21 protein-coding genes and 1 other annotated feature are annotated in these 24,680 nt (G+C 38.0%); of the genes, 13 read left to right on the forward strand and 8 right to left on the reverse strand.

Annotated features, from left to right (window positions below):
• Positions 1-3: 3 nt before the first annotated feature.
• From MHH51_RS03955 to nadE, 3 genes are all read left to right on the forward strand, one after another.
• On the forward strand, positions 4-780 hold the full coding sequence (locus MHH51_RS03955) for an NUDIX domain-containing protein (RefSeq protein WP_147210742.1): 777 nt from the start codon (positions 4-6) through the stop codon (positions 778-780).
• Between the two features lie 40 nt (positions 781-820).
• Positions 821-2,281 carry a nicotinate phosphoribosyltransferase gene (locus MHH51_RS03960; protein WP_147210743.1) on the forward strand — a complete coding sequence of 487 codons (1,461 nt, stop codon included), beginning with the start codon at positions 821-823 and terminating at the stop codon, positions 2,279-2,281.
• Positions 2,282-2,441: 160 nt separating this feature from the next.
• Complete coding sequence (nadE, locus tag MHH51_RS03965) at positions 2,442-3,269, forward strand: ammonia-dependent NAD(+) synthetase (RefSeq protein ID WP_147210744.1); 828 nt, start codon at positions 2,442-2,444, stop codon at positions 3,267-3,269.
• Positions 3,270-3,358: 89 nt separating this feature from the next.
• On the opposite strand, the gene MHH51_RS03970 is transcribed toward nadE, so the two are convergent.
• The 3 genes from MHH51_RS03970 to MHH51_RS03980 form a co-directional block, all read right to left on the reverse strand.
• Positions 3,359-4,300: an AEC family transporter gene (locus tag MHH51_RS03970; RefSeq protein WP_147210745.1), complete on the reverse strand. Its 942-nt coding sequence runs from the start codon at positions 4,298-4,300 to the stop codon at positions 3,359-3,361.
• A gap of 69 nt (positions 4,301-4,369) precedes the next feature.
• Positions 4,370-5,881, reverse strand: a complete 1,512-nt coding sequence (gene xylB, locus MHH51_RS03975) for a xylulokinase (RefSeq protein WP_339284602.1) — start codon at positions 5,879-5,881, stop codon at positions 4,370-4,372.
• Positions 5,882-6,138: 257 nt separating this feature from the next.
• A complete protein-coding gene (locus tag MHH51_RS03980) occupies positions 6,139-7,344 on the reverse strand; it encodes an ROK family transcriptional regulator (RefSeq protein ID WP_339284603.1) in 1,206 nt (401 codons plus the stop codon).
• 565 nt (positions 7,345-7,909) lie between these two features.
• Between MHH51_RS03980 and MHH51_RS03985 the strand changes: the two genes are divergently transcribed.
• The 4 genes from MHH51_RS03985 (at position 7,910) to MHH51_RS04000 (ending at position 11,838) form a co-directional block, all read left to right on the forward strand.
• Positions 7,910-8,740, forward strand: a complete 831-nt coding sequence (locus tag MHH51_RS03985; RefSeq protein ID WP_339284605.1) for a TIM barrel protein — start codon at positions 7,910-7,912, stop codon at positions 8,738-8,740.
• Positions 8,737-9,639 (forward strand): sugar phosphate isomerase/epimerase family protein, encoded by a 903-nt coding sequence (locus MHH51_RS03990; RefSeq protein ID WP_147210749.1) that lies wholly within the window; start codon positions 8,737-8,739, stop codon positions 9,637-9,639. Before MHH51_RS03985 ends, MHH51_RS03990 begins: the two co-directional genes overlap by 4 nt.
• 71 nt (positions 9,640-9,710) lie before the next feature.
• The gene (locus tag MHH51_RS03995; RefSeq protein WP_339284607.1) at positions 9,711-10,718 is read left to right on the forward strand and encodes a 2-keto-3-deoxygluconate permease; all 1,008 of its coding nucleotides are present in this window, start codon (positions 9,711-9,713) and stop codon (positions 10,716-10,718) included.
• A gap of 73 nt (positions 10,719-10,791) precedes the next feature.
• Positions 10,792-11,838 (forward strand): Ldh family oxidoreductase, encoded by a 1,047-nt coding sequence (locus MHH51_RS04000; protein WP_339284609.1) that lies wholly within the window; start codon positions 10,792-10,794, stop codon positions 11,836-11,838.
• Between the two features lie 271 nt (positions 11,839-12,109).
• Here MHH51_RS04000 and MHH51_RS04005 read toward each other — a convergent pair whose 3' ends face one another.
• From MHH51_RS04005 to MHH51_RS04025, 5 genes are all read right to left on the reverse strand, one after another.
• Complete coding sequence (locus MHH51_RS04005) at positions 12,110-12,952, reverse strand: aldo/keto reductase (RefSeq protein WP_147210752.1); 843 nt, start codon at positions 12,950-12,952, stop codon at positions 12,110-12,112.
• A gap of 381 nt (positions 12,953-13,333) precedes the next feature.
• Positions 13,334-13,465 carry a hypothetical protein gene (locus MHH51_RS04010; protein WP_339284611.1) on the reverse strand — a complete coding sequence of 44 codons (132 nt, stop codon included), beginning with the start codon at positions 13,463-13,465 and terminating at the stop codon, positions 13,334-13,336.
• A gap of 258 nt (positions 13,466-13,723) precedes the next feature.
• A complete protein-coding gene (locus tag MHH51_RS04015; protein WP_147210753.1) occupies positions 13,724-14,155 on the reverse strand; it encodes a VOC family protein in 432 nt (143 codons plus the stop codon).
• Between the two features lie 13 nt (positions 14,156-14,168).
• Complete coding sequence (locus MHH51_RS04020; RefSeq protein ID WP_147210754.1) at positions 14,169-14,525, reverse strand: nuclear transport factor 2 family protein; 357 nt, start codon at positions 14,523-14,525, stop codon at positions 14,169-14,171.
• Positions 14,526-14,608: 83 nt separating this feature from the next.
• The gene (locus tag MHH51_RS04025) at positions 14,609-15,394 is read right to left on the reverse strand and encodes a helix-turn-helix transcriptional regulator (protein WP_339284614.1); all 786 of its coding nucleotides are present in this window, start codon (positions 15,392-15,394) and stop codon (positions 14,609-14,611) included.
• A gap of 212 nt (positions 15,395-15,606) precedes the next feature.
• On the opposite strand from MHH51_RS04025, the gene MHH51_RS04030 reads away from it, so the two are divergent.
• From MHH51_RS04030 to metG, 6 genes are all read left to right on the forward strand, one after another.
• Positions 15,607-15,762: an RAxF-45 family protein gene (locus MHH51_RS04030; RefSeq protein ID WP_156985745.1), complete on the forward strand. Its 156-nt coding sequence runs from the start codon at positions 15,607-15,609 to the stop codon at positions 15,760-15,762.
• 115 nt (positions 15,763-15,877) lie between these two features.
• On the forward strand, positions 15,878-17,779 hold the full coding sequence (gene abc-f, locus MHH51_RS04035; protein ID WP_339284615.1) for an ABC-F type ribosomal protection protein: 1,902 nt from the start codon (positions 15,878-15,880) through the stop codon (positions 17,777-17,779).
• Between the two features lie 213 nt (positions 17,780-17,992).
• Complete coding sequence (locus MHH51_RS04040; RefSeq protein ID WP_147210757.1) at positions 17,993-19,165, forward strand: AI-2E family transporter; 1,173 nt, start codon at positions 17,993-17,995, stop codon at positions 19,163-19,165.
• Between the two features lie 356 nt (positions 19,166-19,521).
• Entirely contained in the window at positions 19,522-20,331 is an 810-nt protein-coding gene (locus MHH51_RS04045; RefSeq protein ID WP_339284617.1) for an MIP/aquaporin family protein, read from the forward strand.
• Positions 20,332-20,643: 312 nt separating this feature from the next.
• Complete coding sequence (gene glpK / locus MHH51_RS04050) at positions 20,644-22,146, forward strand: glycerol kinase GlpK (protein ID WP_147210759.1); 1,503 nt, start codon at positions 20,644-20,646, stop codon at positions 22,144-22,146.
• A gap of 96 nt (positions 22,147-22,242) precedes the next feature.
• Positions 22,243-22,510, forward strand: a binding site (T-box leader).
• Between the two features lie 256 nt (positions 22,511-22,766).
• Positions 22,767-24,413 (forward strand): methionine--tRNA ligase, encoded by a 1,647-nt coding sequence (gene metG / locus MHH51_RS04055; RefSeq protein ID WP_339284619.1) that lies wholly within the window; start codon positions 22,767-22,769, stop codon positions 24,411-24,413.
• Positions 24,414-24,680: the final 267 nt, after the last annotated feature.

The following is a 24,680-nucleotide window of genomic DNA, read 5'->3' on the forward strand; positions in this document are numbered from 1 at the left end:
TAGATGAAGGATAAATCAAAATACGTTACACCAGATGGTTATACGAGTGATATTGCTGTATTTACCATTGTATCCGAAAATACTGAAGCAAAAGAACAGCGTAAAAAAGAACCACCGAAGAAAATATTGAAGCTTTTGTTGATTAAAAGGGCTAAAATAGATGCAGAAGGCAACCCTAATATGGAAGCTGGTAAGTGGGCTTTGCCTGGCGGGTTTGTTGACGCCAAAAGAAGGGAAACAGCTTTACAGGCAGCAGCAAGAGAGCTAAAAGAAGAAACGGGAATTGATCAAGTTTTTCTAAAGCATTTTGGAACATATGATGCATGGGGAAGAGACCCTCGCGGTTGGATTATATCAAATGCGCATTATGCAATTGTGCCGGAATTTCAGCTTGAGAAAAGAGAGGCGGCGGATGATGCAGAGGAAGTCGACTTGTTCTCATTGGAAGAAATAAAGCAGCTTTCTTTAGCATTCGACCATCAAAAAATAATTGCAGATGCTGTGTCATTGATTGAATGGGATATGCATCATTCAACGGTTGCAAGAAACTTTTTACCTGAAGAATTTACTTTATCTGAATTACAGCGTGTACTGATGACTGTATCTGATCATTCCAGAATTACAAATACATCTGTATTTTTTGGCAAAGCACCTAAGTTACCTTTTCTGGAAAAGGTTGCCGATACGAATGGGAACTTAAAGAAAACAGAACGGAATTCGTTCAGGCCGTCTCAGTTATATCGATTTAATGATAATATTGTTTTCTCATCTATTTGGTAATAGAATTGGAAACATATAAACCCACAGGAGGAAATCGGAAATGAATTATATAGATGACAGCTTAATGCTGCACACAGATCTTTATCAAATAAATATGGCTGAAACGTATTGGCATGATGGAATACATAATCGCAATGCAGTGTTTGATTTATATTTTCGCAAGCTGCCGTTTGGAAACGGCTATGGAGTATATGCGGGATTAGAACGAATTATTGAGTATTTACACAACTTTCGATTTAGTGAATCAGATTTAACCTATCTAAAGGACCTTGGCTATAAAGAAGATTTTATTGATCATTTACGCGATCTCCGGTTTACAGGTTCTTTGAAATCAATGCGTGAAGGGGAAATTGTTTTTGCAAATGAGCCGATTGTCCGGGTAGAAGCTCCTTTAGAAGAAGCGCAGCTGCTGGAAACAGCTTTATTAAACATTGTGAATTACCAAACACTTATTGCTACCAAAGCATCACGTATCAGACAACTGGTCAGAGATAACCCTGTAATGGAATTTGGTACAAGAAGAGCACAGGAAATGGACGCTGCAGTATGGGGGACAAGAGCGGCTTATATCGGCGGTTTCAGCGCAACAAGCAATGTCCGGGCTGGTAAATTGTTTGGGATTCCTGTATCTGGTACACATGCACATTCGATGGTTCAAGCATATCGTGATGAATATGTTGCATTTAAAAAATACGCAGAGCGTCATCGTGAGTGTGTCTTTTTAGTGGATACCTACGATACACTTTATTCTGGTGTTCCTAATGCTATTAAAGTAGCTAAAGAATTAGGAGATAAAATTGATTTTAAAGGTATTCGGATTGATAGCGGCGACCTGGCATATCTTTCGAAGGAAGCCAGAAGAATGATGGATGAAGCTGGATTTACCGATGCAAAAATTTATGTCTCTAATGATTTGGATGAATACACGATAGCAAGTCTTCAGGCCCAGCATGCGCAAATTGATGTTTGGGGAATCGGAACAAAGCTGATTACAGCATATGATCAGCCCGCACTTGGAGCAGTTTATAAGCTGGTATCTATTGAGGATGAACAGGGAGAAATGGTAGATACGATTAAATTATCTGGCAACCCTGAAAAAATGACAACACCAGGGAAGAAAAAAGTTTATCGGATTATTAATAAAGGGAATCATCATACGGAAGGTGATTATCTGACACTAGAGGATGAAGATCCTAATCAAGAAGCGGAAATTATGCTTTTCCATCCAATCCATACGTACTATAAGAAAATGGTTTCTAATTTTGATGCAGTTGATCTGCATCATGATATTGCAGTAAATGGTCAAATCGTCTACGAATGCCCAAGTTTGCTGCATGTACAAAATTATGCGAAAAACCAGCTTCAGCTGTTCTGGGATGAATATAAGCGGACAAACTATCCGGCTGAATATCCTGTTGATTTAAGTATAAAACTATGGAATAACAAAATGGAGCATATTGAAAATGTGAAGAAAAAAGTAAAGCAGGACCAAAATCTTTAGTTCCATGTTAGAAAAGTATCATTTGCAGCAGAAGTTCCCGGTTGTGCGAGTAAATCGTCACCAACTGCAAAACAGATAAAAATTCAGTAAGCCAAGTGAAAAAACTGCTGATTCGCTAAGACAGGTGAATAGGCAGTTTCTAATAAAGGAGTGTCTATAAATGAGTGAATTACAACAATCCGTTATTAAAGCATTACATGTAAAACCGGAAATTGATCCAAAAGAAGAAATCCGTAACCGTATTGATTTTATGAAGGACTATTTGCGGAAATTTAGTTTTGCAAAAGGCTTTGTTCTTGGAATATCAGGCGGCCAGGATTCTACACTACTTTCAAAATTAGCCCAGTTGGCGATTGACGAATTAAACGAAGAGCATGAAGAGGAATCTTATCAATTTATTGGCGTAAAGCTCCCATATGGAAAACAGGGTGATGCTGATGATGTAGAAGATGCAATTCAGTTTGTACAGCCTTCGAAGATATTCACAGTAAATATTAAAAAAGCTGTGGATGCCAGTGATAAAGCATTACATGAAGCAGGTATAACTATCAGTGACTTTCTAAAAGGAAATGAAAAAGCAAGAGAGCGCATGAAGGCACAATATAGTATTGCCGGTATGCATAATTGCTTTGTATTAGGTACAGACCATGCAGCAGAAGCAATTACCGGGTTCTTTACAAAGCATGGAGATGGAGCCTGCGATCTTGTGCCGCTCGAGGGTTTAAATAAACGACAGGGAAAGCAGTTATTAAAAGAGTTGGGCTGTCCTGAGCATCTTTATATGAAAAAGCCTACTGCTGATTTGGAAGATGAACGTCCAGCCTTAGCTGATGAAGAAGCATTAGGTGTGACCTATGAAGAAGTGGATGATTATTTAGAAGGTAAAGAAGTGTCTCAGGAAGCAAAAGAAGTTATTGAGGCTCACTATATCAAAACGATGCATAAGCGTGAGCCGATTGCGTCCATTTATAATGATTGGTGGAAATAAAAGCAGCAGAGGACGGGTGAATCATTCGTCCTTTTTTGCAAGCTCTTTTCGTTCTTAAATAATGGTCAAGAGGGTGTAACATACATCTTCTAAATAAAATATAAAAAAAGTAAATAAACCAGAGGAATGCTGATAGCCGAAAGAAGGGTGGAGAAAAAGACAACCACCGCAGAAAATTCCACGTCTCCCCCATATACTTGTGCATACATACTTATCGTGGCAGGACTTGGAGTCGCAGAAAGCAGACATGCTATCATAAACCACTCAAAAGGAAGATGAAATAACAGTAATGGCAGAAAAAAGAGGATTGGATAAATAAATAACCGGCTTATGACGGCGATATAAACAAAAATATCCTTCATATATGCAATAACATCAGAAAAAGTAATCGTTGAAATCATCATACCGATCATAATCATGGATAAAGGTACTGTCATCTGCCCGATGGTCGCTATCGGCTCCATAATAAAAGCAGGAATTTGAACAGGAAAGATAAATAAAATAAAACCGAACACTGTTGCTAAAAAGCCGGGATTTTTCAAGATAAACACAGCTTTGGAATCTGGAAGCATACCAGGGTTCATAATATAAATGGCATATGTCCACATCAAAACGTAATAAATCAGGTTAAATACAGAAGCAAGCAGAATTCCCTCCTGGCCGAACAGCTGCAGAATAATGACCATGCCGATAAACCCTTGATTACCAAATAAAATAACATTTTCAAATACCGCTTTACGTTCTCTCGGCAATGTCAGCCTTCTCGTAATAAACCGGCTTAAAAAAAGGGTCCCTCCCATAATATAGATGGAAAGGACAAACATAATGAAGGCGCCATAAGCTTGTTCGTACTGGAAAGGTATATGCATGGAGCTGATAATCAGACAGGGTAGAGCCACATATAATAATAAAGTTGTCATAGCACGCTGCCCTTGTTCAGAGATCAGCTTCTTCCGTCTGATGATCCAGCCAATTGCAACAATAATATATAGAGAACCAATCTGATATGCCAGTGTAAACAATGAATCCATGCTCCTCCACCTCTCGCTTTAGCGTACCACTACAGGTTATTCATAAGGTGAGAAACATGTGATACATGACTACACTTCATTCCCGTTTCGATATTTCATTAAATCCTTATTGATTTGCTTTGTTGATGCATAAACAGATTTATACAATGTAAAGAGTTCCTTGTATTTTTCTACATTTTCACGTATTGGCTCCACCGTTTGTGCATCCTCCAGGAAAACAGAAGCGCATTCCGGAAGCGTTTCAAACCAGCCTGATCCGTAAGCAGCCAGCATAGCAGCCCCCATTCCCGGACCTTGCTCACTGCCTGGTTTTATTATCGTGGCATTAAAAATATCTGCCTGCATTTGCAGCCACATTGTACTTTTTGCCCCGCCGCCAATAGATATAACGGTATCGACTGACTTTCCATTCTCCCTGAAAATTTCTAAAGATTCATTTAATGAAAAAGTGATTCCTTCCATAACTGCTCTTGTAAAATGCTTGCGTTTATGAGAGCTGTCCATGCCAATAAAGCTGCCCCGGATAGATGCATCAACGTGAGGGGTACGTTCTCCGGCAATATAAGGCGTAAACAGGAGACCATTTGCCCCGACAGGAACGTCTGCTGCTTCTTGTAAAAGATCATCGAATGTCATTTCTTTGGCAAAAGTATTTTTAAACCAGGATAAGCTATAACCTGCAGCAAGCGTAACTCCCATGGTGTAAAAAGCATCGGGAGCAGCATGGTTAAGGTAATGTACCTTTCCTGCAAATGATTTATTACCGGCATCCTCATAAGATAAAACAACCCCAGAAGTACCGATACTGGCCATCGTTCTTCCTTCCTCCAAAATACCTGCTCCAATCGCTCCGCAGGCATTATCAGCACCGCCGGCAAATACGCTGATTTTTTCAGAAAGTCCCGTTTTCTCCGCTATAATTTCATCGATATTTCCAACCATTTCATGAGAGGGAACAAGTGGCGGGCACAGCTCAGGATCAATATCTAACGCTGTGCAAATTTCATCGCTCCACGAACGCTTCTCTATATCTAACAAAAGTGTCCCTGCAGCATCCGAATAATCCATATGTAACCGGCCGGTTAATCGGAAGCGCAAATAATCCTTTGGTAATAAAAACAGCTTTGCTTTCGAATAATTTTCAGGTTCATATTTTTTTACCCATATTATTTTAGGCAGTGTAAAGCCTTCCAGTGCTATGTTTTTTGATATATGGAGAAGTTTCTCTCTGCCAACCTGTTCTGTAATTTCCTGACATTCTTCTGTAGTACGTGTATCATTCCATAGGATAGCCGGTCGAATAGCATCATGGTTCTCATCCAATAATACAAGACCATGCATTTGTCCGGAAAAGCTGATTCCTTCAATATCAGATACATCTCCAGGAAAGCTGTCTGTAAGCTCAGCCAGTCCAGCTATTGTCTGCTCTACCCAATCTTCCGGGTTTTGCTCGCTGTACCCGGCTTTTTCTTGCATTAAAGGGTATTCTTTTGATATTTCTTGAATCACTTTTCCATTCATGTTTACTAATAAAAGTTTGACTGCACTAGTCCCTAAGTCTATTCCAATGACATATTTCATCTCTTTTTATTTCCTTTCTGTTATTGTAATTTGGAGAATATTTTTTTTATCAATTTTTTGTCTAGAGAACGCTGTTAGCAGCGTATCTTCCAATTTTTGGTGCGAACCGATATAATGTGTTTGCATAGATGGTATACTATTCAAAGAATACTGTCTTAAACTCGAAGTGAAAGCAGTACCTGATATGAATGTAGTAAAATTAAAAGAGGTCCATGAAAAGCGTATCTTTTTTGAAATTACTATTAAGAAATAATTATTTATTCAGAGCTAACGTGATAATCATTTTCAAAAAAGTGTGTTAATGCAATAGCAATGGCGCCAATAATGGTTGAATCAGAACCTAATTCAGAAAATAAAATATCTAAGTTTTTATTGTGATCAGGTAATACATTTGAGCGAAGTGTTTCAATCAGAGAAGGTTCAACCCACTTTTTGAGTTTGGTAATATCTCCTCCTATTAAAACGTTTTTAGGGTTTAAAACATTTACAAGACTGATGAGACCTATACCTAGAAAACGCCCTATTTCTTCTATCTCTTTTATCACTAACGGATTATTTTGACCAGCCAGTGTTTCCAGGAATTCAACAGAAAGCTGTGAAAAAGGGCTGGCATCTAAATGTTCTGCTACCTTGGGTACACTCGAAAGTTTCTTTAGCAGGGTATTCGTGGAAGCATACATTTGCCAGCAGCCTTTACTTCCACAAGAGCATCTTTTACCATTGTATTTAACGATAAGATGCCCTGCTTCTCCAGATAATCCATTATAGCCGCGAAATAATTCATTTTTTATAGTAGCGGCACTTCCTATGACGTTGCCGACACTTATATACAAGGTATCGGTTAAAAGGTTATTCTTATCAAATTGCTTTTCTCCAATCAAACCAACCCGTGCCTGATTATCTACAACGCAAGGAATTCGAAATGTATCGACAATAGTTTGTCTTAAGTCCACAGAGTTCCATTTTAAAGATGGTGCTTTTAAAACTGTACCGTTCTCATCAATCATACCTGGAAAACCAATACCAATACACGTAATTTGAAAGAGGCTTTCTTTAGCATGATCCTGCATTTCTTTAATGGATTCAATGATATTTTTTATAACAAACTTTGGTGTGTTACTTCTTAACTCCTTTGTAAAACGCTTGACTATTTGTCCATTTAGATCAGCTAAGGCAACTTCTAATAGTTTGGACTTAACAGTAATCCCAATAACAAACCCGGAATCCCCATTTATGGAATACATAGTTGGTTTTCTGCCTCCTGAGGATACCCCTTCGCCTAATTGTTTAATAATCGAATCTGATTCAAGCTCATTAACTAATCGAGATACTGTTCCACGATTAAGCCCGGATTTAGTGACAATTTCAGGCTTTGAAAGAGGAGAGTGGTCTCTTATTATACTTAAAATTAATGCTTTATTAATTTTTTTGACCAAGTACTGGTCTGCAGTAATCGTTTCCACTTTAAATATCATTCCTTCCGCTATGTTTAGAGCATAAAAATGTAATGAAAGTAATTAAAGAGAACTTTGCATTTCCTAAGAACAAACAAAGGTATTAAGGAGTAAAAATTTTAACCTTTGGCTTAAACTTTTTGCCCTGCGGCAAATGTCTGTATATCACTATGAGGATATAAGGTTAAGATCTATTCAAACTATATTTTGTAGCTTTACTTTATAGAAAAAATGCTTATTATCTCATTTTATATAATAATTATATGCATTTTTAAACCATATTTACAGTGATATACTTCATTTGCTTTGAAAAAACGATTTATTTAAGTATATTTTAACACCTTAAAACATTATTATATAAGCATTTTTGGAAAATAATAAAAAAAAATTTATATAAATTTAGTTCTTCCTATGGAAAAACAAAGTTTGGTGTGTTAATATAAATCCACTGAACAATTTTGTTCCATAATGAAAGCCCTTTCTTTTGCTAGCAATAAAAGGAAATAAGGCAATTACGTCGTGTTGAAGAAAATGAAAACGCTATCGGATTCTAATAGAAACAGGAGGATTGCAAATGCGTATTAAATTTGGGTGTCATACTTCTACTTGGGAATTGGACTACGATAAAGAAACGGATTACCTTGATGAAGTAATGGATACGGTAAGTAATGCAGGTTTTAAAGGGGTAGATGTTCAGGTTGCCATGCTGGGAAGGTATCAAAATGACCCTGAAAAGTTAAAACGGTCATTAGATGAAAGAGGAATTTCGCTGGCTTCATTAACAGTACCATTTACATGGGAGAACGATGAAGAAACAAAAGGCGAAAGAGAACGTGCAGATTATTACATTGATTATTTAACAAATTTTCCTGGAGCATTAATGAATCTTCCGTCACGAGTAGGAGCTAATAGAGACAATTTGCTGAAACGCCAAAAGCAAATTATTGGTTGTGCAAACGCCGTTGGAAAACGAGCATATGAAAAAGGCGTGCAAGCTTCTTTTCACCCGGCTTCTCCAGAAACATCCTATTTTAGAACGAAAGAGGATTACGATGTTTTATTTGACCTTTTAGATATATCCTATATGAGCTATACACCGGATGCAGGTCATATAAAAGCTGGAGGGATGCGTCCAGAAGAAATTATTAAAGATAATCTTTCTATTATTAAACATGTTCATTTTAAAGATTGCTCTAACAATAATGAATGGAGAGAAATGGGGACAGGAGATATTGATTTCCCTTATATCGTACAGACGCTCAAAGATAGTGGTTATCAAGGGTGGATCATGATTGAAGAAGAAACAGAAGAAGCTGGGGCAGATCCAGATAAAGTTATTTTAAATGTTGGAAAATATGTTGAAAAGAACTTGAAAACGATTGTAAATAAGGAGAGAAGAAAATGACAAATCGATTTATACCTTCCTTATTAGTGCCAGAAATTTTCTTTCCAGTAAAAGATAAAGATAACATTACAGCAAATATTATCGAACAATTATCGGAAGAAGGATTTTATCGCTCTTATGAGATTGGAGATATCTCTCAATCTTCTGAGAGAAAGAGAATTTTAAACCTAGCAAAAGAAAATAATTATGAGCTGACACAATGGTTGACTTTTATCATCGATAGGAATGGACTGGATGTTTCATCACTTGATTCAAAATTAAGAAAAGAAACAGTAAAACAATTGAAAGAAAGCCTTTATGGTGCAGCGGAGTGTGGTGTATCCAATATCGCATTTGTAACTGGGGCGGATCCAGGTGGTGCAAGACGTATGGATGCTATAGAAGGATTATATGAAAGTATATGTGAACTTTGTGAAGAAGCCGCTACTTATAATATGGATGTTTTAGTTGAACCATTAGATCGGGAAGCGCATAAAAAACGGATAATTGGTCCGACAAAAGATGCTGTTGAATTGATTCGTCGAGTAAAAAAACAATTTAGTAATATTGGCTTAGCTTTTGATACGGCACATGCAGCGTTAAATGGAGAAGATATTAACGAAGCTTTAGAAAAAGCAAAATGTGAGACGCATCAAATTCATTTTTCTAACGCAGTTCTGAACGATAAAGATAGTTTATATGGTGATAATCATATGCCGATTGGAGAGCCGGGATTTCTAACAGTGGATAAAATGGCATCTATTTTAAGGAAAGCGGATGAACTTGGTATAAGAAAAGAGAACGGCTTACGTGTAGCAGCAGAAGTAAGAGGAAGAGATGCGGAGAACTATCTAAATAATGAAAAAGAAACCAGGAATATATTGGAAAAAACTCTTGATATCGTCAGTAATCAAATATAATAAATAAGATTTTTAACATTTCTATTTAAGAGTAATTTCCTAAGAAAACTAGTATAAAAGAGGTGAAATATATGGAGATTAAAAGATTTTTAGAGAGAATTCCTGGCGGGATGATGGTAGTCCCTCTTTTACTGGGGGCAATAGTTAATACTGTGGCTCCAAATGCATTAAGAATTGACGGGTTTACCCAAGCGTTATTTGTAGATGCTGTTCCAGTTTTAGCTGCATTATATCTTGTCTGTGCCGGAGCCCAGTTAAATCTTCGAAGCTTTGGTACAAGTGTTGCAAAAGGGGTAACACTTTTAACAGTAAAATGGTTTGTAGCGGTAATATTTACATTACTGGCTATTTGGTTCGGTGGAGAGTCTGGTCTCTGGTTAGGACTTGCACCTTTAGCTATTATGGCTGCGATGTCGAATAGTAACGGTGCTATGTATATGGCTGTAGCATCACAATATGGTAAACAGGATGATAAGGCAGCTTACTCTATACTGGTTTTAAATGATGGCCCTTTATTAACAATGCTGGCTTTTACAATATTGGGATTCATGGGATTTGTAGAAGGCATGTTCTCTATCATGCCATTCATATCTGTATTAATACCATTGCTAGTCGGTGTTGTCCTGGGGAATTTAGATGGGAAAATGAGAGACTTTTTTGTTAGTGGCAGCGATATGATTATACCATTTTTGGCTTTTGCTTTAGGAATGGGAATCGATTTAACAGCAATACTGGAAGGAGGATTAAGTGGAGTACTTTTAGGTGTATTTACTTTAATATTTACTGGGGGCGCTGCATTTTTCGTATTTAAATTATTTAAATGGAATCCAATTGTCGGTGCTGCTGAGGGAACAACAGCAGGTAATGCAGTCATGGTTCCAGCTGTAATAGCTGCGGCTAATCCTGCTTTCGCATCTGTTGAAGCTGTATCAACTGTGCAAGTAGCAGCATCAGCTGTGACCACAGCGATATTATTACCAATTGCTTTATCTTTATTAGTTAAGCTGACTGGTGCTCAAAAGAATCCATTAACAGAGAATGCAGCATCAAATGATGTTACTTCTGAAAAGGCTAATTAGTTAACAGAAGAAAACTAATTAAATATTAAGGACAAAAGGCTCTTAAAATATATAAGACGAGGGAGAAATATAAATGTATACAATGAAATTATCCAACGTAGAAACTTTTACTTTAGACGCTTTACAAGCTGTAGGTGTAGATAAAAAAGAAGCTGAAATTTGTGCAAAGAATATCAGTTTTGCAGATAAGCAAGGAACAGATACACATGGTATTATGCGAGTTCCTGTTTATATTGAGCGGTTACAGTCTGGAGCATTTAATGCAAAACCAAATACAAAATGGGTGAAAGAAACTGACACAATGGCCGTTTTAGATGCAGATGATGGAATGGGGCACTATCCAGCCCAGTTAGCAATGGAAAAAGCGATCGAAAAAGCAAGGGAAAAAGGTATTGGTTTTGCCACTTTATATAACGGCAATCATATAGGTGCCGGGGCCTGTTATGCTCAAATGGCTGCTGAACAAGGTATGATTGGGTTTTTAACTACGAATGCAGGTTCGTTGATGGCACCTTCGGGAGGAAAAGAAAGAGTTTTAGGAAATAATCCTTTATGCTTCTCTATTCCAAGAAAAGGTAAAGATCCTATTACATTAGATATCGCAAACAGTGTCGTTGCCGGCGGGAAGCTTCAGTTGGCAAGCTCAAAGGGTGAAGAGATTCCATTGGGCTGGGCATTAGATACAGAAGGGAATCCAACAACAGATCCAGATAAAGGGCTGGAAGGAACATTAGTACCTATCGGCGGTCATAAAGGATATGGATTGACTCTGATTATGGATATTTTAGCAGGGGTATTATCAGGTGCAAATTATAGCAAAAATATATCCTTATTAGACTATGATAAGCCTAATAAAGTAGGCTGCACGATGATTGTAATAGATATTGATAAAATTATGCCTTTAGACAGATTTTATGATAGGTTAGATGATTTTACAGATATTATTGTAAACTCTGAAAAAATTGATGAAAATGGACATATTTATCTGCCAGGTGAGATTGAAGCTCAAACAAAACAAAAAAGGTTAGAAACGGGAGTGGATATTGCGGATAGCCTTCATGAAGAATTAGTTGAGCTTTGTAAAGAGCTGAACTTAGATAAAGAAAAGTACGGGTTATAAGCTGATTAAACGAGTCCTTCATTCATGCTTTCATAGAAAGCATGAATGAAGGACTTAACTTGTAGCTATTGCAAGAGGTATGCTTAATGATCCCTGTTGGAGTTTGCGCGCAGAGAAGAGACTGGCTCATAAGATAAACCTTCCATTTCAATATGTAAGAGGAATAAGAAATAAAAGAGCTGATGTACAACTAAACGATTGTGCATCAGCTTTTTCCATATAAATGTTTTCTGAAATGAAAGGTGGAGACTTTTCTTTTTTTTCATATCTATTAAAACTCTTCATAAACAGCCGGATCCTGATCTTTCAAACGTCCATCAGCTTTTGTAAGACTGTTGATTATTGTCATCTCTTCATTGCTTAATTCAAAGTCAAAGATAGAGATATTTTCCTTCTGGCGGACTGGTGATGCTGATTTTGGAATAGCAATCGCTCCCAGCTGATAATGCCAGCGGAGAATAATCTGTGAAATAGTTCTGTTGTGCTGATCAGCAACCTTTTGTAATGTTTCATCCTGGAGTAAATCACTTGCTCTTGATAAAGGACTCCATGATTCTGTTGCGATATGATGCTCTTCATGGAATTTCAATTGTTCTTCCTGATTAAACAACGGATGTAATTCAATCTGGTTCACCGTCGGCAAAATACCTGTTTCTTTTTTGAGACGTTCTAAATGTTCTGGTAAGAAGTTGCATACACCGATGGAACGAATATAACCAAATTTTTTGGCATCGATTAATGCCTGCCAGGCTTCGACGTAGTTATCTTGAATAGGATTTGGCCAGTGAATCAGGTATAGATCGTAATAATCTAAGTTTGCCCGAAGCAATGATTCTTGAATGGTAACAATCGCATCATCATAATGATGGTAACGTCCAGGAAGCTTAGATGTTACAAGCAATTCTTCACGTGGCACAGAGGATCTGCGTATTGCTTCTCCGACAGTAGCTTCATTTTCATAATTGTATGCGGAATCCAGCAGACGATAGCCATTCGTAATAGCGTGATTAATTGCCTGCGCACCGCTTTCTCCTTTCAGCTTGTACGTACCAAAGCCGACAGAAGGAATTTGAAGTCCATCATGTAATGTGATTTCTGGAATTTGATTTGTCATCTGTATATACTCTCCCTTCGCTTATATTTAAAATCCTACCTTTCCAATGAGGAAAATTCAAACAATTTGTTTATGGTGTCTGTTTGACAGGTTCTGTAGATGTATTTACCATTAGTTGTTTTGAATAATCAGAGCTATATCAATGACAATTGTTAAAGCTCCTGCTCAAAATAAAAAGAAAGCAAGTCATTCCGTTTTATGAAAACCTTTCAGGGTTACTCTTTTATCCGGATAATCTGAGTTGAAGTAGACCTTACAATACATTCCTAAATTTTTATTTGGTACTACTTCGTTCGAAGTAGTGAATCCATCCATTGACGTTACATAATAAATCTCATCATTTTATTCTAATAAGAGTCTGTAATTATACCCGACTATTCCCTAGTGGCCTTTTGCTCCGCGCACATAGCCTATGATTTTTCCTTCTACTACTTCGCCGGTTAAAACAATCTTTAGCTTTAAAATAAAAATAGCGATAGCAATAATATAAAATAATAAACCAATAAAAGTCAACGTTTTCTCCCTCCCTTCTGTTAGCGATTTTATGGAAATATTTATCTTATATTATTGCATTTTTTTACTCGTTTTGATAATGAAGGGGTATAGAGCTTATACCATTCGTCAGCCATTTCACGGAATCATTACTTACTTTAAACCATGGAATTCATTCTACTTTTTGAGTTGAAAGCAGGATTTAAAACAAAAACTCTCACCAGGCCTGGTAAGAGTAGAATAAAACATATTTGCTTTCATCTATATAGGAAAATGAACTTACATGCATTCTTGAAGATTCGTTGAGATTTGCCAGGTGATGCCGAATTTATCCTTCACCTGTCCATAAGACGGGCTCCAGTGTGTTTCCTGGAGCGGCATAAGTACTTTACCGTCCACTTTCAGCTTTTCAAATACCGATTCGGATTTCTCGACGTTCTCTAAAGTCACACAGACGTTCACTTGTGAACCTGTGTCTAGAGGCTGGTCCGGAAATGTATCGGACAGCATAAAATACGTATTTCCTACTTGTACCTGGGCATGCAGTACGCGATTCTTTGCTTCATCCGGGAGAGCAAACTCCGGATTCTCAGGTAAATCGCCAAAAGTCTGAACTCCTGACACCTCAGCATCTAGTGCATTTTTATAAAAATCAATCGCTTCTTTCCCTGTGCCATCCATTGTGATATATGCATATACTCCTGTCGACATCGCATTTCTCCTCCTATTTCTCCTGCGTTTGTTTAATCAAGTATGCAGTCAGATTTGTTATTTTCTCATTCTTAAAAGTATACCAATCATTGAAATAGTAGGTTGCTAAGCCGTCTTCATCTGTAAACTGCATTTCACCTTCTACCACAGCAGTATCACCATCAATTAACGTCCGGTAAACTTTATAGACATCTGCCTTATAATTACGCATAGGCTCCATTTTTTCAATAAATGCAGCTTTCCCTTCAGTGATACCGTGACCAATCTCGTTCATGACAATATCTTCTGCAGCTGCTTCAAAGATAAAATCAACATCACCATTGGCAAAAGCGATATTAAACTTCTCCATAAGCTCTCTTGAAACCGTCAACTTATCTCACTCCTTTTCTTCTTTTTTACAGTATAGCAGCAGCTGTTTTCGCAGATTTCTTCTCGATTGCTCTAATCTAAAATTTAATGAGAAATAGGCGAACGCTGCAGGAAATGCTTCATTAATAAAGGTAAGGAAATAAGGATGGGCGGGTCTGTAATTTCAGGTTTTCTCATGATAAGATGTGTCTCAGGTAAAGGGCGTTTTCCATCAATGCAAATTGGATAGGGGTGACGTGCCCGTAATGTTTCATGCGGGATAAGAATTGATTTAGAATCCATTCCCCACGATACAGCTGTTGCCATCAGAAAGTAGGTGCCAACAGGGATATTCGTTATATGGAAAGAATCTGAATGCATTAATAAGGTTCCACGGACGGGTAATCCTTCTGGAATCGGTTTAGGAAACAGCCCGGCAAAAATAATACCATTAAAGGGTTCTTCTGTATGAATAGACCCAGATAATTGTTGAAAAGAAGAAGAATTCATTACTGTATTTTGTAAGCTGCTTTGTTTCAAATGTGTCATATATTCTTCGGAATGTTTACGGGTAGCACGAAATGAGGCAGGTGTCATTCCGATGCTGTTTGTAAAACGTGTAGTAAAAGTTCCCAGACTCTGCTGCCCAATTTCAAGACCAATGTCCCGGATTGGAAATGCAGTTTCAAGCAACAATTTCTTAGCAAGCTGCAGCCGTAAACTAGAAATAAAGTACATTGGAGACACACCAACCTGACGTTTGAACAGGCGGGAAAAGTGGTACGGACTGTAAGCTGCTTCATCAGCAAGCGCGCTGAGCGAAAGATCTTTATCCAAATTTTGTTGAATAAATAAAATAGAATCTTGAACTGTTTTGTCTTGTGTCAGCATTATTTTAGCCTCCTTGTTATGAGTATAACGCAAAATAAAAGAATATCTATTATAATATTAGAATTTTAAGTTATTTTCAGAGGGGATTAGTTTTTTAGTCAATAAAAGAATAATAAATATCAGGTGATTAGGAAGCAGACTAGGAAATGTTGCATACAGAACAAAATTTTTATATAATGAATATAATTTACTAATAGAATGGAGGTGTAGAGATGTTTTTACAAGCCGAGAAATCGTGCGGAGACTGGATGGAATTCTTATATTACTGCCGTGCGAAATTTGCGCTATTTGCTGCTGACGGGACACGTCTGTCCTTTTTTAGTAATTTAATAGCAAATACGAAAGCAAAAAAGCATCTCTGCATCTGATATAGTACGGTTTATTAACGAAATGAAATAACCATACAAGCACACAGGGAGGATAGCTCTTTGTGTGTTTTTTTGTTGCCTTATCTTCATGCAGAGAGGATAAAGGAGAATAAAAATGATTTGTCAAATGAATCAAGTAAAGAAAATGTACGGCGGGAATATTATATTTGAAAATTTATCCTTAGAGGTAAAAGAGAAAGAACGTATCGGTATTGTCGGAAGAAACGGTGGCGGCAAGAGTACCCTGCTACGATTAATGGCGGGCATCACGAAACAGGATGAAGGAAATATTCATTGGAAAAAAGCGATAAGCATCGGCTTTTTAGAACAAATCCCTAATCCAGACGAAGGTGTATGTGTATTTGATATCTTAAAACAATCAAGCGGAGAAATTACAGCATTGGAAAAACAAATGAAAAAAATGGAGCAGGCTATGCAGAACCCTGGCTCAGAACAGGAGCTGGCTGCAAATATCAGCGCATACGGAGAAGCTCAGGAGCGTTTTACGGTACTGGGCGGATATGAATTAGAAGCAAATATTGACCGAATTTCGGCAGGTTTACAAATTCATGATCTGTTGCAGAAGCCTTTTGACCAAATTAGTGGCGGAGAAAAAACAAAAGTCGGTTTAGCAAAAATACTCCTCCAGGTCCCGGATTTACTTTTATTAGACGAACCGACAAACCATCTGGATCTGCAGGCTGTTGAATGGCTTGGTGAATTTCTGAATAATTATGGGGGAACAGTTGTCGTTATCTCGCATGATCGCTATTTTTTGGATGAGGTAGCAGGAAGAATTTTAGATTTAGAAGATGGAGAGCTTGCTGTTTATCATACGAATTTCTCTGGATACGTGAAAGAAAAGGAAGAAAGGCTGATCCGGGAGTTCCAGGATTATGAAGAGCAGCAGAAGAAAATAAAGAAGATGAAAGAAGCAATTAAACGTTTGAGAGAGTGGGCAAATCGGGCTAATCCGCCAAACGAGGGACTGCATAAGCGTGCAAAAAATATGGAGCGCGCATTGGAGCGGATGAACAAGCTGGATAAACCGCAGTTAAACCGGAAAAAGATGCAAATGGAATTGGATAGTTCAGGAAGGAGCGGCAAGGACGTTATTATGATGACAGATGTACGAAAGCAATTTGGAGAAAAATTGCTTTTTGAAAATGCAGAGATGCATATCCGTTATCAGGATCGCGTTGCTATTATCGGAGAGAATGGAACAGGCAAATCAACCCTTATCCAGCTCATGCTCGGTAATTTAGAGCCGGATCAAGGAGAGGTTATTATTGGCAGTAATGTAAAGTATGGATACCTGTCTCAGCATGTGTTTCATGATATTGCTCCTGATCAGACAGTGCTTGAAACCTTTCGTGAAGCCATTTCAGTGACAGAAGGTAAGGCGAGGCATATTCTGGCAAAGTTTCTCTTTTACGGGGAACATGTTTTTCAGAAAGTAACACAATTAAGCGGCGGAGAAAAAATGCGTCTCCGATTAGCGCAGCTGATGCATCAGGATATCAATACACTTATACTGGATGAACCGACAAACCATTTAGATATTGATTCAAGAGAAGTATTGGAAGAAACCTTGGAAGGGTTTGAAGGAAGTCTGATTGCCGTGAGCCATGATCGTTACTTTTTAGATAAACAGTTTGACTATTTATATTGGATAGAAGATAAACGAATAACGAAATATCTGGGGAACTATTCGTGGGCAAAGGAAAAACGGAAAGAGCAGCTGTCAGAAAAACAGGCAGCACAATCTTCTGCTGTTAAAATATCAAGCAAAAATATGAAAAAATCGTATAAAAGCATAGAGAATTCGTCAATAATGATAGAGAAGCTGGAGAAGCACATTGAAGAGTTGGAAGCAGAAATTTATGTGATAGAGCTGAGAATGGCGGAGACGAAAGAAGTAGAAGAGCTGCAAAAGCTGCAGGAGCAAAAGGAAATTCATGATAAAAAAAGACAAAATGCCTATGAAAAGCTGCTAGTTTTAGAAAATGAAATATAGAAAATGAAGGCATTCATCGAGCTGTCAGGTGAATGTCTTTCATAAGACTTAGGCTGAGATTGGGATTACGATTACTCGCCCCACCGAAAATATTTCCTGAAATCTTTAACATTTTTAATGTGCAAAAATTGATGAGCTGGATAGAGATTCCTGTCGTTTTTTGCGATATAATAGTAGTAACATAGAAATACGAGGAGAAGAGAAGGTGCTGCATTGAAATCCGTTAACGATAAAATAGATTTATTTAAACGTTTTTTCTTAAATAACCGCTTTGTTGTATTTTTAGTCATCTTATTGTTAATTGGCTTAAACATACTTATTTTTACGCATATTTCATTTGTGTTCACACCATTTGTTGTGCTTTTGAAAACAGTATTGCTGCCAATTATTCTATCTGCGATTCTATATTATTTATTGAATCCAATTGTGAATTACCTGGAAAAGAAAAAGGTGAAGCGGATCTATTCTATCTTTGGATTGTACCTGGTTATTATCGGAATTTTAACTATTTTAATCAGCTCTGTTTTTCCTTTTTTAAGAGATCAGATTACGAGTTTCATAACCAGTCTGCCGCCGTTTATTTCAGATATTGAGAAAATGGTAAATGATTTTATCGGCGGGAATTTCATTAATCAGTTTCAATTAGTAGAATATATTGACCTGCAGGGATTTGCTACGCAATTATCTGATCGTTCGCTTGATATAGTGAATAGTGCCTTTTCCAATATTGGCAATGTTATTGGAGCAGTGACAGAGATTGTTCTGGCAATTATAACGCTGCCTTTTATCTTATTCTATTTATTGAAGGATGGAGAAAAGCTGCCAGGATACTTCATTAAATTTCTGCCAGTAACTATGAGGAAGCCAACCCTTGATATTTTGAAGGAAATGAATCATCAGATCAGCAGCTTTATTCGCGGGCAAATTATTGTTGCATTCTGTATAGGTGTGCTGATGTATATCGGCTTTACCATCATTGGGCTGGAATATGCTCCAGTATTAGCACTGATTGCTGCTTTTACAAATGTTGTTCCTTATCTTGGACCGGCGATTGCGATTACCCCTGCTCTAATCGTTGCAATTGTTACTTCTCCATTTATGGTTATCAAGCTGATTATTGTCTGGACAATTGTACAGCTAATTGAAGGAAAGTTTATTTCTCCACAGATTATGGGAAGAAACCTTCGCGTGCATCCAATTACGATTATCTTTATTATCCTGACATCCGGAAATTTATTTGGAGTTGTCGGTATCTTATTAGCAGTCCCGGGTTACGCTCTATTGAAAGTATTTGTGACACACGCCTTCGAGTTCTTTAAAATTCGCAGTAATTTATATGAAGATGATTTGGAAGAAGAAAATGGCAATACTGGTCAAAAAAAGTAATTTACAAAAGTTGAATGACTTGCTGGAAATTGTATTTGTAAATAGCTGGATAGTGAGAATATAAAAAGTTCCAAACCTCCCTTTTGGCAGGAGATTTGGAACTTTTTTATTCAAAGGCATAAGTTTCAAATTATAAAAAATGCTTGCATAGCTGTAAAATTGAAATTATTGACAGCGTTTTAATTCTGGTGTAAGGTGTTAAAAGACAAGTTAAGGATTGTGTAGGAGATGAAGTTCACACAGTAGGCCGCCTTCTCAGCAAGGAGAATGCGGTTACATCTGTGTGAGCTTTTTTCCTATTTCCCGATCTTGTAAAGTTCAAGTAGAACTATCTATTTAGCAAAGGGGAGATAAACATGTCTGAATTTATGGCAGAGTTAATCGGGACAATGATTCTGATTATATTAGGGGCAGGCGTTGTCGCTGGTGTAGAGTTAAAAAAATCAAAAGCAGCTGGCGCCGGCTGGGTACTGGTTACACTAGGCTGGGGGTTAGGTGTAACGATGGGGGTCTATGCAGTAGGTAATATATCTGATGCTCATCTAAATCCTGCCGTAACATTAGGCTTTGCAGCGATTGGAGAATTTCCTTGGGCAAAAGTGCCGGCATATATATCTGGTCAATTAATTGGCGCTATCATCGGCGCAATTATTGTTTACTTTCAGTATCTCCCGCATTGGAGAGAAACAAAGGATAAAGGAGCAAAACTGGGAGTATTTGCAACAGGTCCGGCTGTGAGGAGCTATCCGGCCAATTTAGTAAGTGAGATAATCGGAACTTTTGTATTGGTTATGGGCTTATTATTTATTGGTGCAAACGAATTCACAGAGGGGTTAAATCCAGCTATCGTTGGTTTATTAATTGTTGCGATTGGTATGTCCTTGGGTGGACCGACGGGCTATGCGATTAATCCGGCCCGGGATTTAGGCCCAAGAATTGCACATGCTATTTTACCAATTATAGGTAAGGGCGGTTCGGATTGGAGCTATGCGCCGATACCTGTTATTGGCACAATAATCGGCGGTGTATACGGTGCCTTTTTCTACCATGCATTTTTTGATGGAAGTATGGGTGCAGGATTTTGGATTATGACTATTGTGGTAGTTGCCATATTTGCAACAGCTTTTGTAAATGAACAAAAGCGGACGCAGCATTCTGTTTCATAAAATGAAACTTCAATCGGCGGGGGGCTTTCCTTCCCCCGCTGTCTAAAGGACAAAGGCTAAGTTTGCGACGTCGTGTTACATCCTGTAGGCCCGAACCAATCGGGCTGTTACTGGCTGTTTGATCTCCTAATTAGAATTTTCGAACTTCCTCTATTCTCGAAGCGGGAGTTTTATAGCCAGTTACACTGCGAAAGACAGGAATAGAAAAAAGAATTAAGGGAATGCAATATAAGAGGGCGTACTAAACGTGATAAGTAAATCTGAGCTTTTAAATCAGGTAACTTTCTAAATTTAAAAATGGAGGAATCAGGGATGGCAGAGAAATATATTCTTTCAATCGATCAAGGAACAACCAGTTCACGGGCGATTGTATTTGATAATAAAGGGGAAATTATTGATACAGCTCAAAAGGAATTTAAGCAATATTTTGAGAAACCGGGCTGGGTAGAGCATGATGCAAATGAAATTTGGACATCTGTGCTTGGCTGTATCGCAGAAGTGTTAAATAAAACTGGAATTGAAGCGAGTCAGATAGAGGGGATTGGAATTACCAATCAGCGCGAAACGGCAATTGTATGGGACAAGAATACTGGCAGACCAATTTATAAGGCAATTGTCTGGCAGTCCCGTCAAACAGAGCCTATTTGTAAGGAGTTAAGAGAACAAGGATACGAGGATACATTCCGTAGTAAAACAGGTCTCTTAATTGACCCGTATTTCTCAGGAACTAAGGTGAAATGGGTTCTGGATAATGTAGAGGGAGCAAGAGAGAAAGCAGAAGCTGGTGACCTGTTATTCGGTACAGTTGATTCATGGCTTATTTATAAGTTTTCAGGCGGGAAAACCCATATTACTGATTATTCTAATGCTGCCAGAACATTGATGTTTAATATTTACGACTTAGAATGGGATGAAGAGCTGTTAGACATTTTGGGCGTACCGAAGTCGATGCTTCCAGAGGTTCGTCCGTCTTCTGAAGAATATACAAAAACGGTATCTTACCATTTCTTTGGTGAGGAAGTTCCGATTGCAGGTATTGCAGGTGACCAGCAGGCTGCTTTATTTGGGCAGGCATGCTTTGAGCAGGGAATGGCGAAAAACACATATGGCACAGGCGGCTTCTTATTAATGAATACAGGAGAAAAACCTGTAGAATCCAAGAGCGGGTTATTAACTACAATCGCATGGGGAGTTGATGGAAAAGTAACCTATGCACTCGAAGGAAGTATTTTTGTAGCCGGTTCTGCTATTCAGTGGCTGCGCGACGGTTTAAGAATGATTGAATCCAGTCCGGAAAGTGAAGATTTTGCGACACGTGTAGATTCAACAGATGGTGTGTACGTAGTACCAGCTTTTGTCGGTTTAGGAACGCCATATTGGGATAGTGATGCACGAGGTTCTGTATTTGGACTGACAAGAGGAACTAAAAAAGAGCACTTTATCCGTGCGACATTAGAATCACTGGCATATCAGACCAGAGATGTAATCGAATCAATGGCAACAGACTCTGATATGGAATTAAAAACGCTTCGTGTTGATGGTGGAGCAGTGAAAAATGATTTCCTAATGCAGTTCCAAAGTGACATTATGGATGTAACCGTTGAACGTCCTGTGATTCAGGAGACAACAGCACTTGGATCTGCATACCTGGCCGGATTGGCTATCGGCTTCTGGGAGAGCCAGGAGGAAATAGCTAAGCAATGGAAGGTAGAGAAAACATTCGAGGACAAAATGGATAATGAAGAAAGTGAAAAATTATATAAAGGCTGGCAAAAAGCTGTTGAGGCAACTCGTGTGTTTAAGCTGGAAGAATAATATTGCTTTATCATGTATATGACTTGGTCAGGTTACTCAATTTTAAATAATAAGTTGATAATATTGTCCAATAAGAGTAAACTGAAACAAATAGTTAAACAGGCAATGAGAAGGAAAAGTAAATTGGGAAGCGCTAAAAGAGAGTCTCTGCTGGTGGAAATGAGGCAGCAAACCCCCAATTGAACAATGACCTTTGAGCTGCGCACTGAACTCCAAAACGGATAGTAGGCTGCGACGAGAGGCACTCGTTACAATAGCAACTGTATAATCTGCTGAAATTAACTCACCAGACGTACAGAAGGAGGCAGACTGTGTGAACAGTCTGTGAAAATTAGGTGGTAACACGGGAATACTCGTCCTAAGCTTTCTTTGACATAAGAAGCTTAGGGCGTTTTTTATTGCTTAAAGTGCGTGTTCAAAAAATCCGATAAATAGGACCAAGAAGTTCAAGGCGACAAATTTTTACGGACGGAGCGTATGCTTCATAATACGTGAGTATCGGAAAAATTGTCAACGCAGAAATTCGCCGTGTCATTTTTATTGGACTTTTTGAACATCCTCTTAATATCCTTATCTCATAACTGTATCTATTGAATTAATAAAAATGAGGAGTGTTGGAAATGGCTGTATTTATTGGCGGCGCATGGCCGTATGCAAATGGTTCCCTTCATTTAGGGCATATTGCCAGCTTATTGCCGGGGGATATTTTAGCAAGGTATTATCGTTTAAAGGGAGAAGAGGTTCTGTATGTTTCTGGTAGTGATTGTAATGGAACACCAATTTCTATCCGTGCATCACAGGAAGGGACGACAACTGAGATCATTGCTGAAAAATACCATCAGGAGTTTGTGGACATCTTTGAAAAACTAGGCTTCTCCTACGATTATTACACGAGAACAGATAGCACATTCCACCATCAGGCAGTACAGAAAATCTTTTTAGACCTGCTTGATAAAGGGTATTTAGAGGAGAAAACAACAGAACAGGCATATTGTGAAAAGGATAAGCGCTTTTTACCAGATCGTTTTGTAGAAGGACGATGTCCAGTCTGTGGAGAAAATGCACGGGGAGATCAGTGTGATCATTGCTCTGCTGTTCTTGATCCGCTCGAATTGAAGGACAAAAAATGTAAGCTTTGCGGTGAAGAACCGGCTATACGCGAGACAGTACATTACTACTTTTCTTTTGATGATTTTTCAAATGAGCTTACTTCCTTTGTCAATCAAGCGGAGGAGGAAGAGCGGTGGCGTGATAATGCCATTCAATTTTCAAAGCGTTATTTACGGGAAGGATTGAGAGAAAGAGCCATTTCAAGAGATCTGCCTAATGGGATTGATGTTCCTGTAGAAGGATTCGAAGGGAAGAAAATTTATGTATGGCTGGAGGCTGTTGCGGGTTATTTAACTGCGAGTCAGGCATGGGGAGAAGAGCATCAGCAAGATATAGATAAATGGTGGCAACCTGATAATTCCACAAAAGCTTACTATGTACATGGAAAGGATAATATTCCGTTTCATACCATTATCTGGCCAGCTCTATTATTGGCACTTGGGGAGAAACAGCTTCCTACCCATATTGTTTCCAATGAATATGTTACTTTGGAAAAAAGAAAGATTTCTACCAGCAATAACTGGGCTGTCTGGATAAAGGATGTGTTGGATACCTACCATCCAGATTCATTACGTTATTTTTTAACTATTAATGCTCCTGAAAACCGCGATGCTGATTTTTCCTGGCAGGAATTTATCCATAGTCATAACGGCGAATTATTAGGAGCGTATGGAAACTTTATCAATCGTACACTGAAGTTTATTGAGAAAAATAATGATTCGAATATTCCCCAGGCAGATCCAGAAGCAGAGATAGTGGATAAAATAAAAAGCCTTTATCCAGCTGTTGGAGAGCTTGTGGAAACAGGGAAATTGAAGCAGGCATTGAGCGAGGTATTTGATTTTATACGGGAAGCAAATAAGTATTTTGATGTGCAGGCACCCTGGAAGCAGGTGAAAGAAAATCCCGAGGAAGCTGATAAAACATTAGCAACCTGTGTATATATTATTGTAAATACGACGCAGCTGTTGTATCCATTTCTGCCTTATTCTACAAAAAAGGTTCAAGAAATGCTGTCGATCAAAGAGCTGGGCTGGGAAGAAATAAATCATCTTTCGCAGCAGGTGAACAAGGTTGTACCGCTTTTTGAAAGAATAGATAAAGGAAAGATTGAAGAGGAGAAACAGAAGCTGGTGCAGCAATCTGCTTTAAATTGAATGCCTCAACAACTGTTAAAAGATCTTGGAATTTATTCAAGGACTTTTTTCGATTTTATAATTTATGGTTGAAAAAAATACTTTATTTTGTATATACTGTTAATATGGTATATATACAATAATTTAAGTGAAGAGAATGCAAATGAAAGCATGGTTAATTCAGATTGGTTTTTTTTATAAGTCTCAATTTAATATTGATGATTGTTGATGGCACACCTTTAGTTACGGATTTTGAATTTGGTAAGTTTGGGAATGAAATGCTGCAGA

Source organism: Oceanobacillus sp. FSL K6-3682 (genome assembly GCF_037976165.1).
Lineage (GTDB): Bacteria > Bacillota > Bacilli > Bacillales > Amphibacillaceae > Oceanobacillus > Oceanobacillus sojae.

What these genes read in the sequence shown, in the direction of transcription:
- MHH51_RS03955 (WP_147210742.1), top strand. Translation starts at nt 4, where the DNA reads ATGAAGGATAAATCAAAATACGTTACACCAGATGGTTATACGAGTGAT.
- MHH51_RS03960 (WP_147210743.1), top strand. Translation starts at nt 821, where the DNA reads ATGAATTATATAGATGACAGCTTAATGCTGCACACAGATCTTTATCAA.
- nadE (WP_147210744.1), top strand. Translation starts at nt 2,442, where the DNA reads ATGAGTGAATTACAACAATCCGTTATTAAAGCATTACATGTAAAACCG.
- MHH51_RS03970 (WP_147210745.1), bottom strand. Translation starts at nt 4,300, where the DNA reads ATGGATTCATTGTTTACACTGGCATATCAGATTGGTTCTCTATATATT.
- xylB (WP_339284602.1), bottom strand. Translation starts at nt 5,881, where the DNA reads ATGAAATATGTCATTGGAATAGACTTAGGGACTAGTGCAGTCAAACTT.
- MHH51_RS03985 (WP_339284605.1), top strand. Translation starts at nt 7,910, where the DNA reads ATGCGTATTAAATTTGGGTGTCATACTTCTACTTGGGAATTGGACTAC.
- MHH51_RS03990 (WP_147210749.1), top strand. Translation starts at nt 8,737, where the DNA reads ATGACAAATCGATTTATACCTTCCTTATTAGTGCCAGAAATTTTCTTT.
- MHH51_RS03995 (WP_339284607.1), top strand. Translation starts at nt 9,711, where the DNA reads ATGGAGATTAAAAGATTTTTAGAGAGAATTCCTGGCGGGATGATGGTA.
- MHH51_RS04000 (WP_339284609.1), top strand. Translation starts at nt 10,792, where the DNA reads ATGTATACAATGAAATTATCCAACGTAGAAACTTTTACTTTAGACGCT.
- MHH51_RS04005 (WP_147210752.1), bottom strand. Translation starts at nt 12,952, where the DNA reads ATGACAAATCAAATTCCAGAAATCACATTACATGATGGACTTCAAATT.
- MHH51_RS04015 (WP_147210753.1), bottom strand. Translation starts at nt 14,155, where the DNA reads ATGTCGACAGGAGTATATGCATATATCACAATGGATGGCACAGGGAAA.
- MHH51_RS04025 (WP_339284614.1), bottom strand. Translation starts at nt 15,394, where the DNA reads ATGCTGACACAAGACAAAACAGTTCAAGATTCTATTTTATTTATTCAA.
- MHH51_RS04030 (WP_156985745.1), top strand. Translation starts at nt 15,607, where the DNA reads ATGTTTTTACAAGCCGAGAAATCGTGCGGAGACTGGATGGAATTCTTA.
- abc-f (WP_339284615.1), top strand. Translation starts at nt 15,878, where the DNA reads ATGATTTGTCAAATGAATCAAGTAAAGAAAATGTACGGCGGGAATATT.
- MHH51_RS04045 (WP_339284617.1), top strand. Translation starts at nt 19,522, where the DNA reads ATGTCTGAATTTATGGCAGAGTTAATCGGGACAATGATTCTGATTATA.
- glpK (WP_147210759.1), top strand. Translation starts at nt 20,644, where the DNA reads ATGGCAGAGAAATATATTCTTTCAATCGATCAAGGAACAACCAGTTCA.
- metG (WP_339284619.1), top strand. Translation starts at nt 22,767, where the DNA reads ATGGCTGTATTTATTGGCGGCGCATGGCCGTATGCAAATGGTTCCCTT.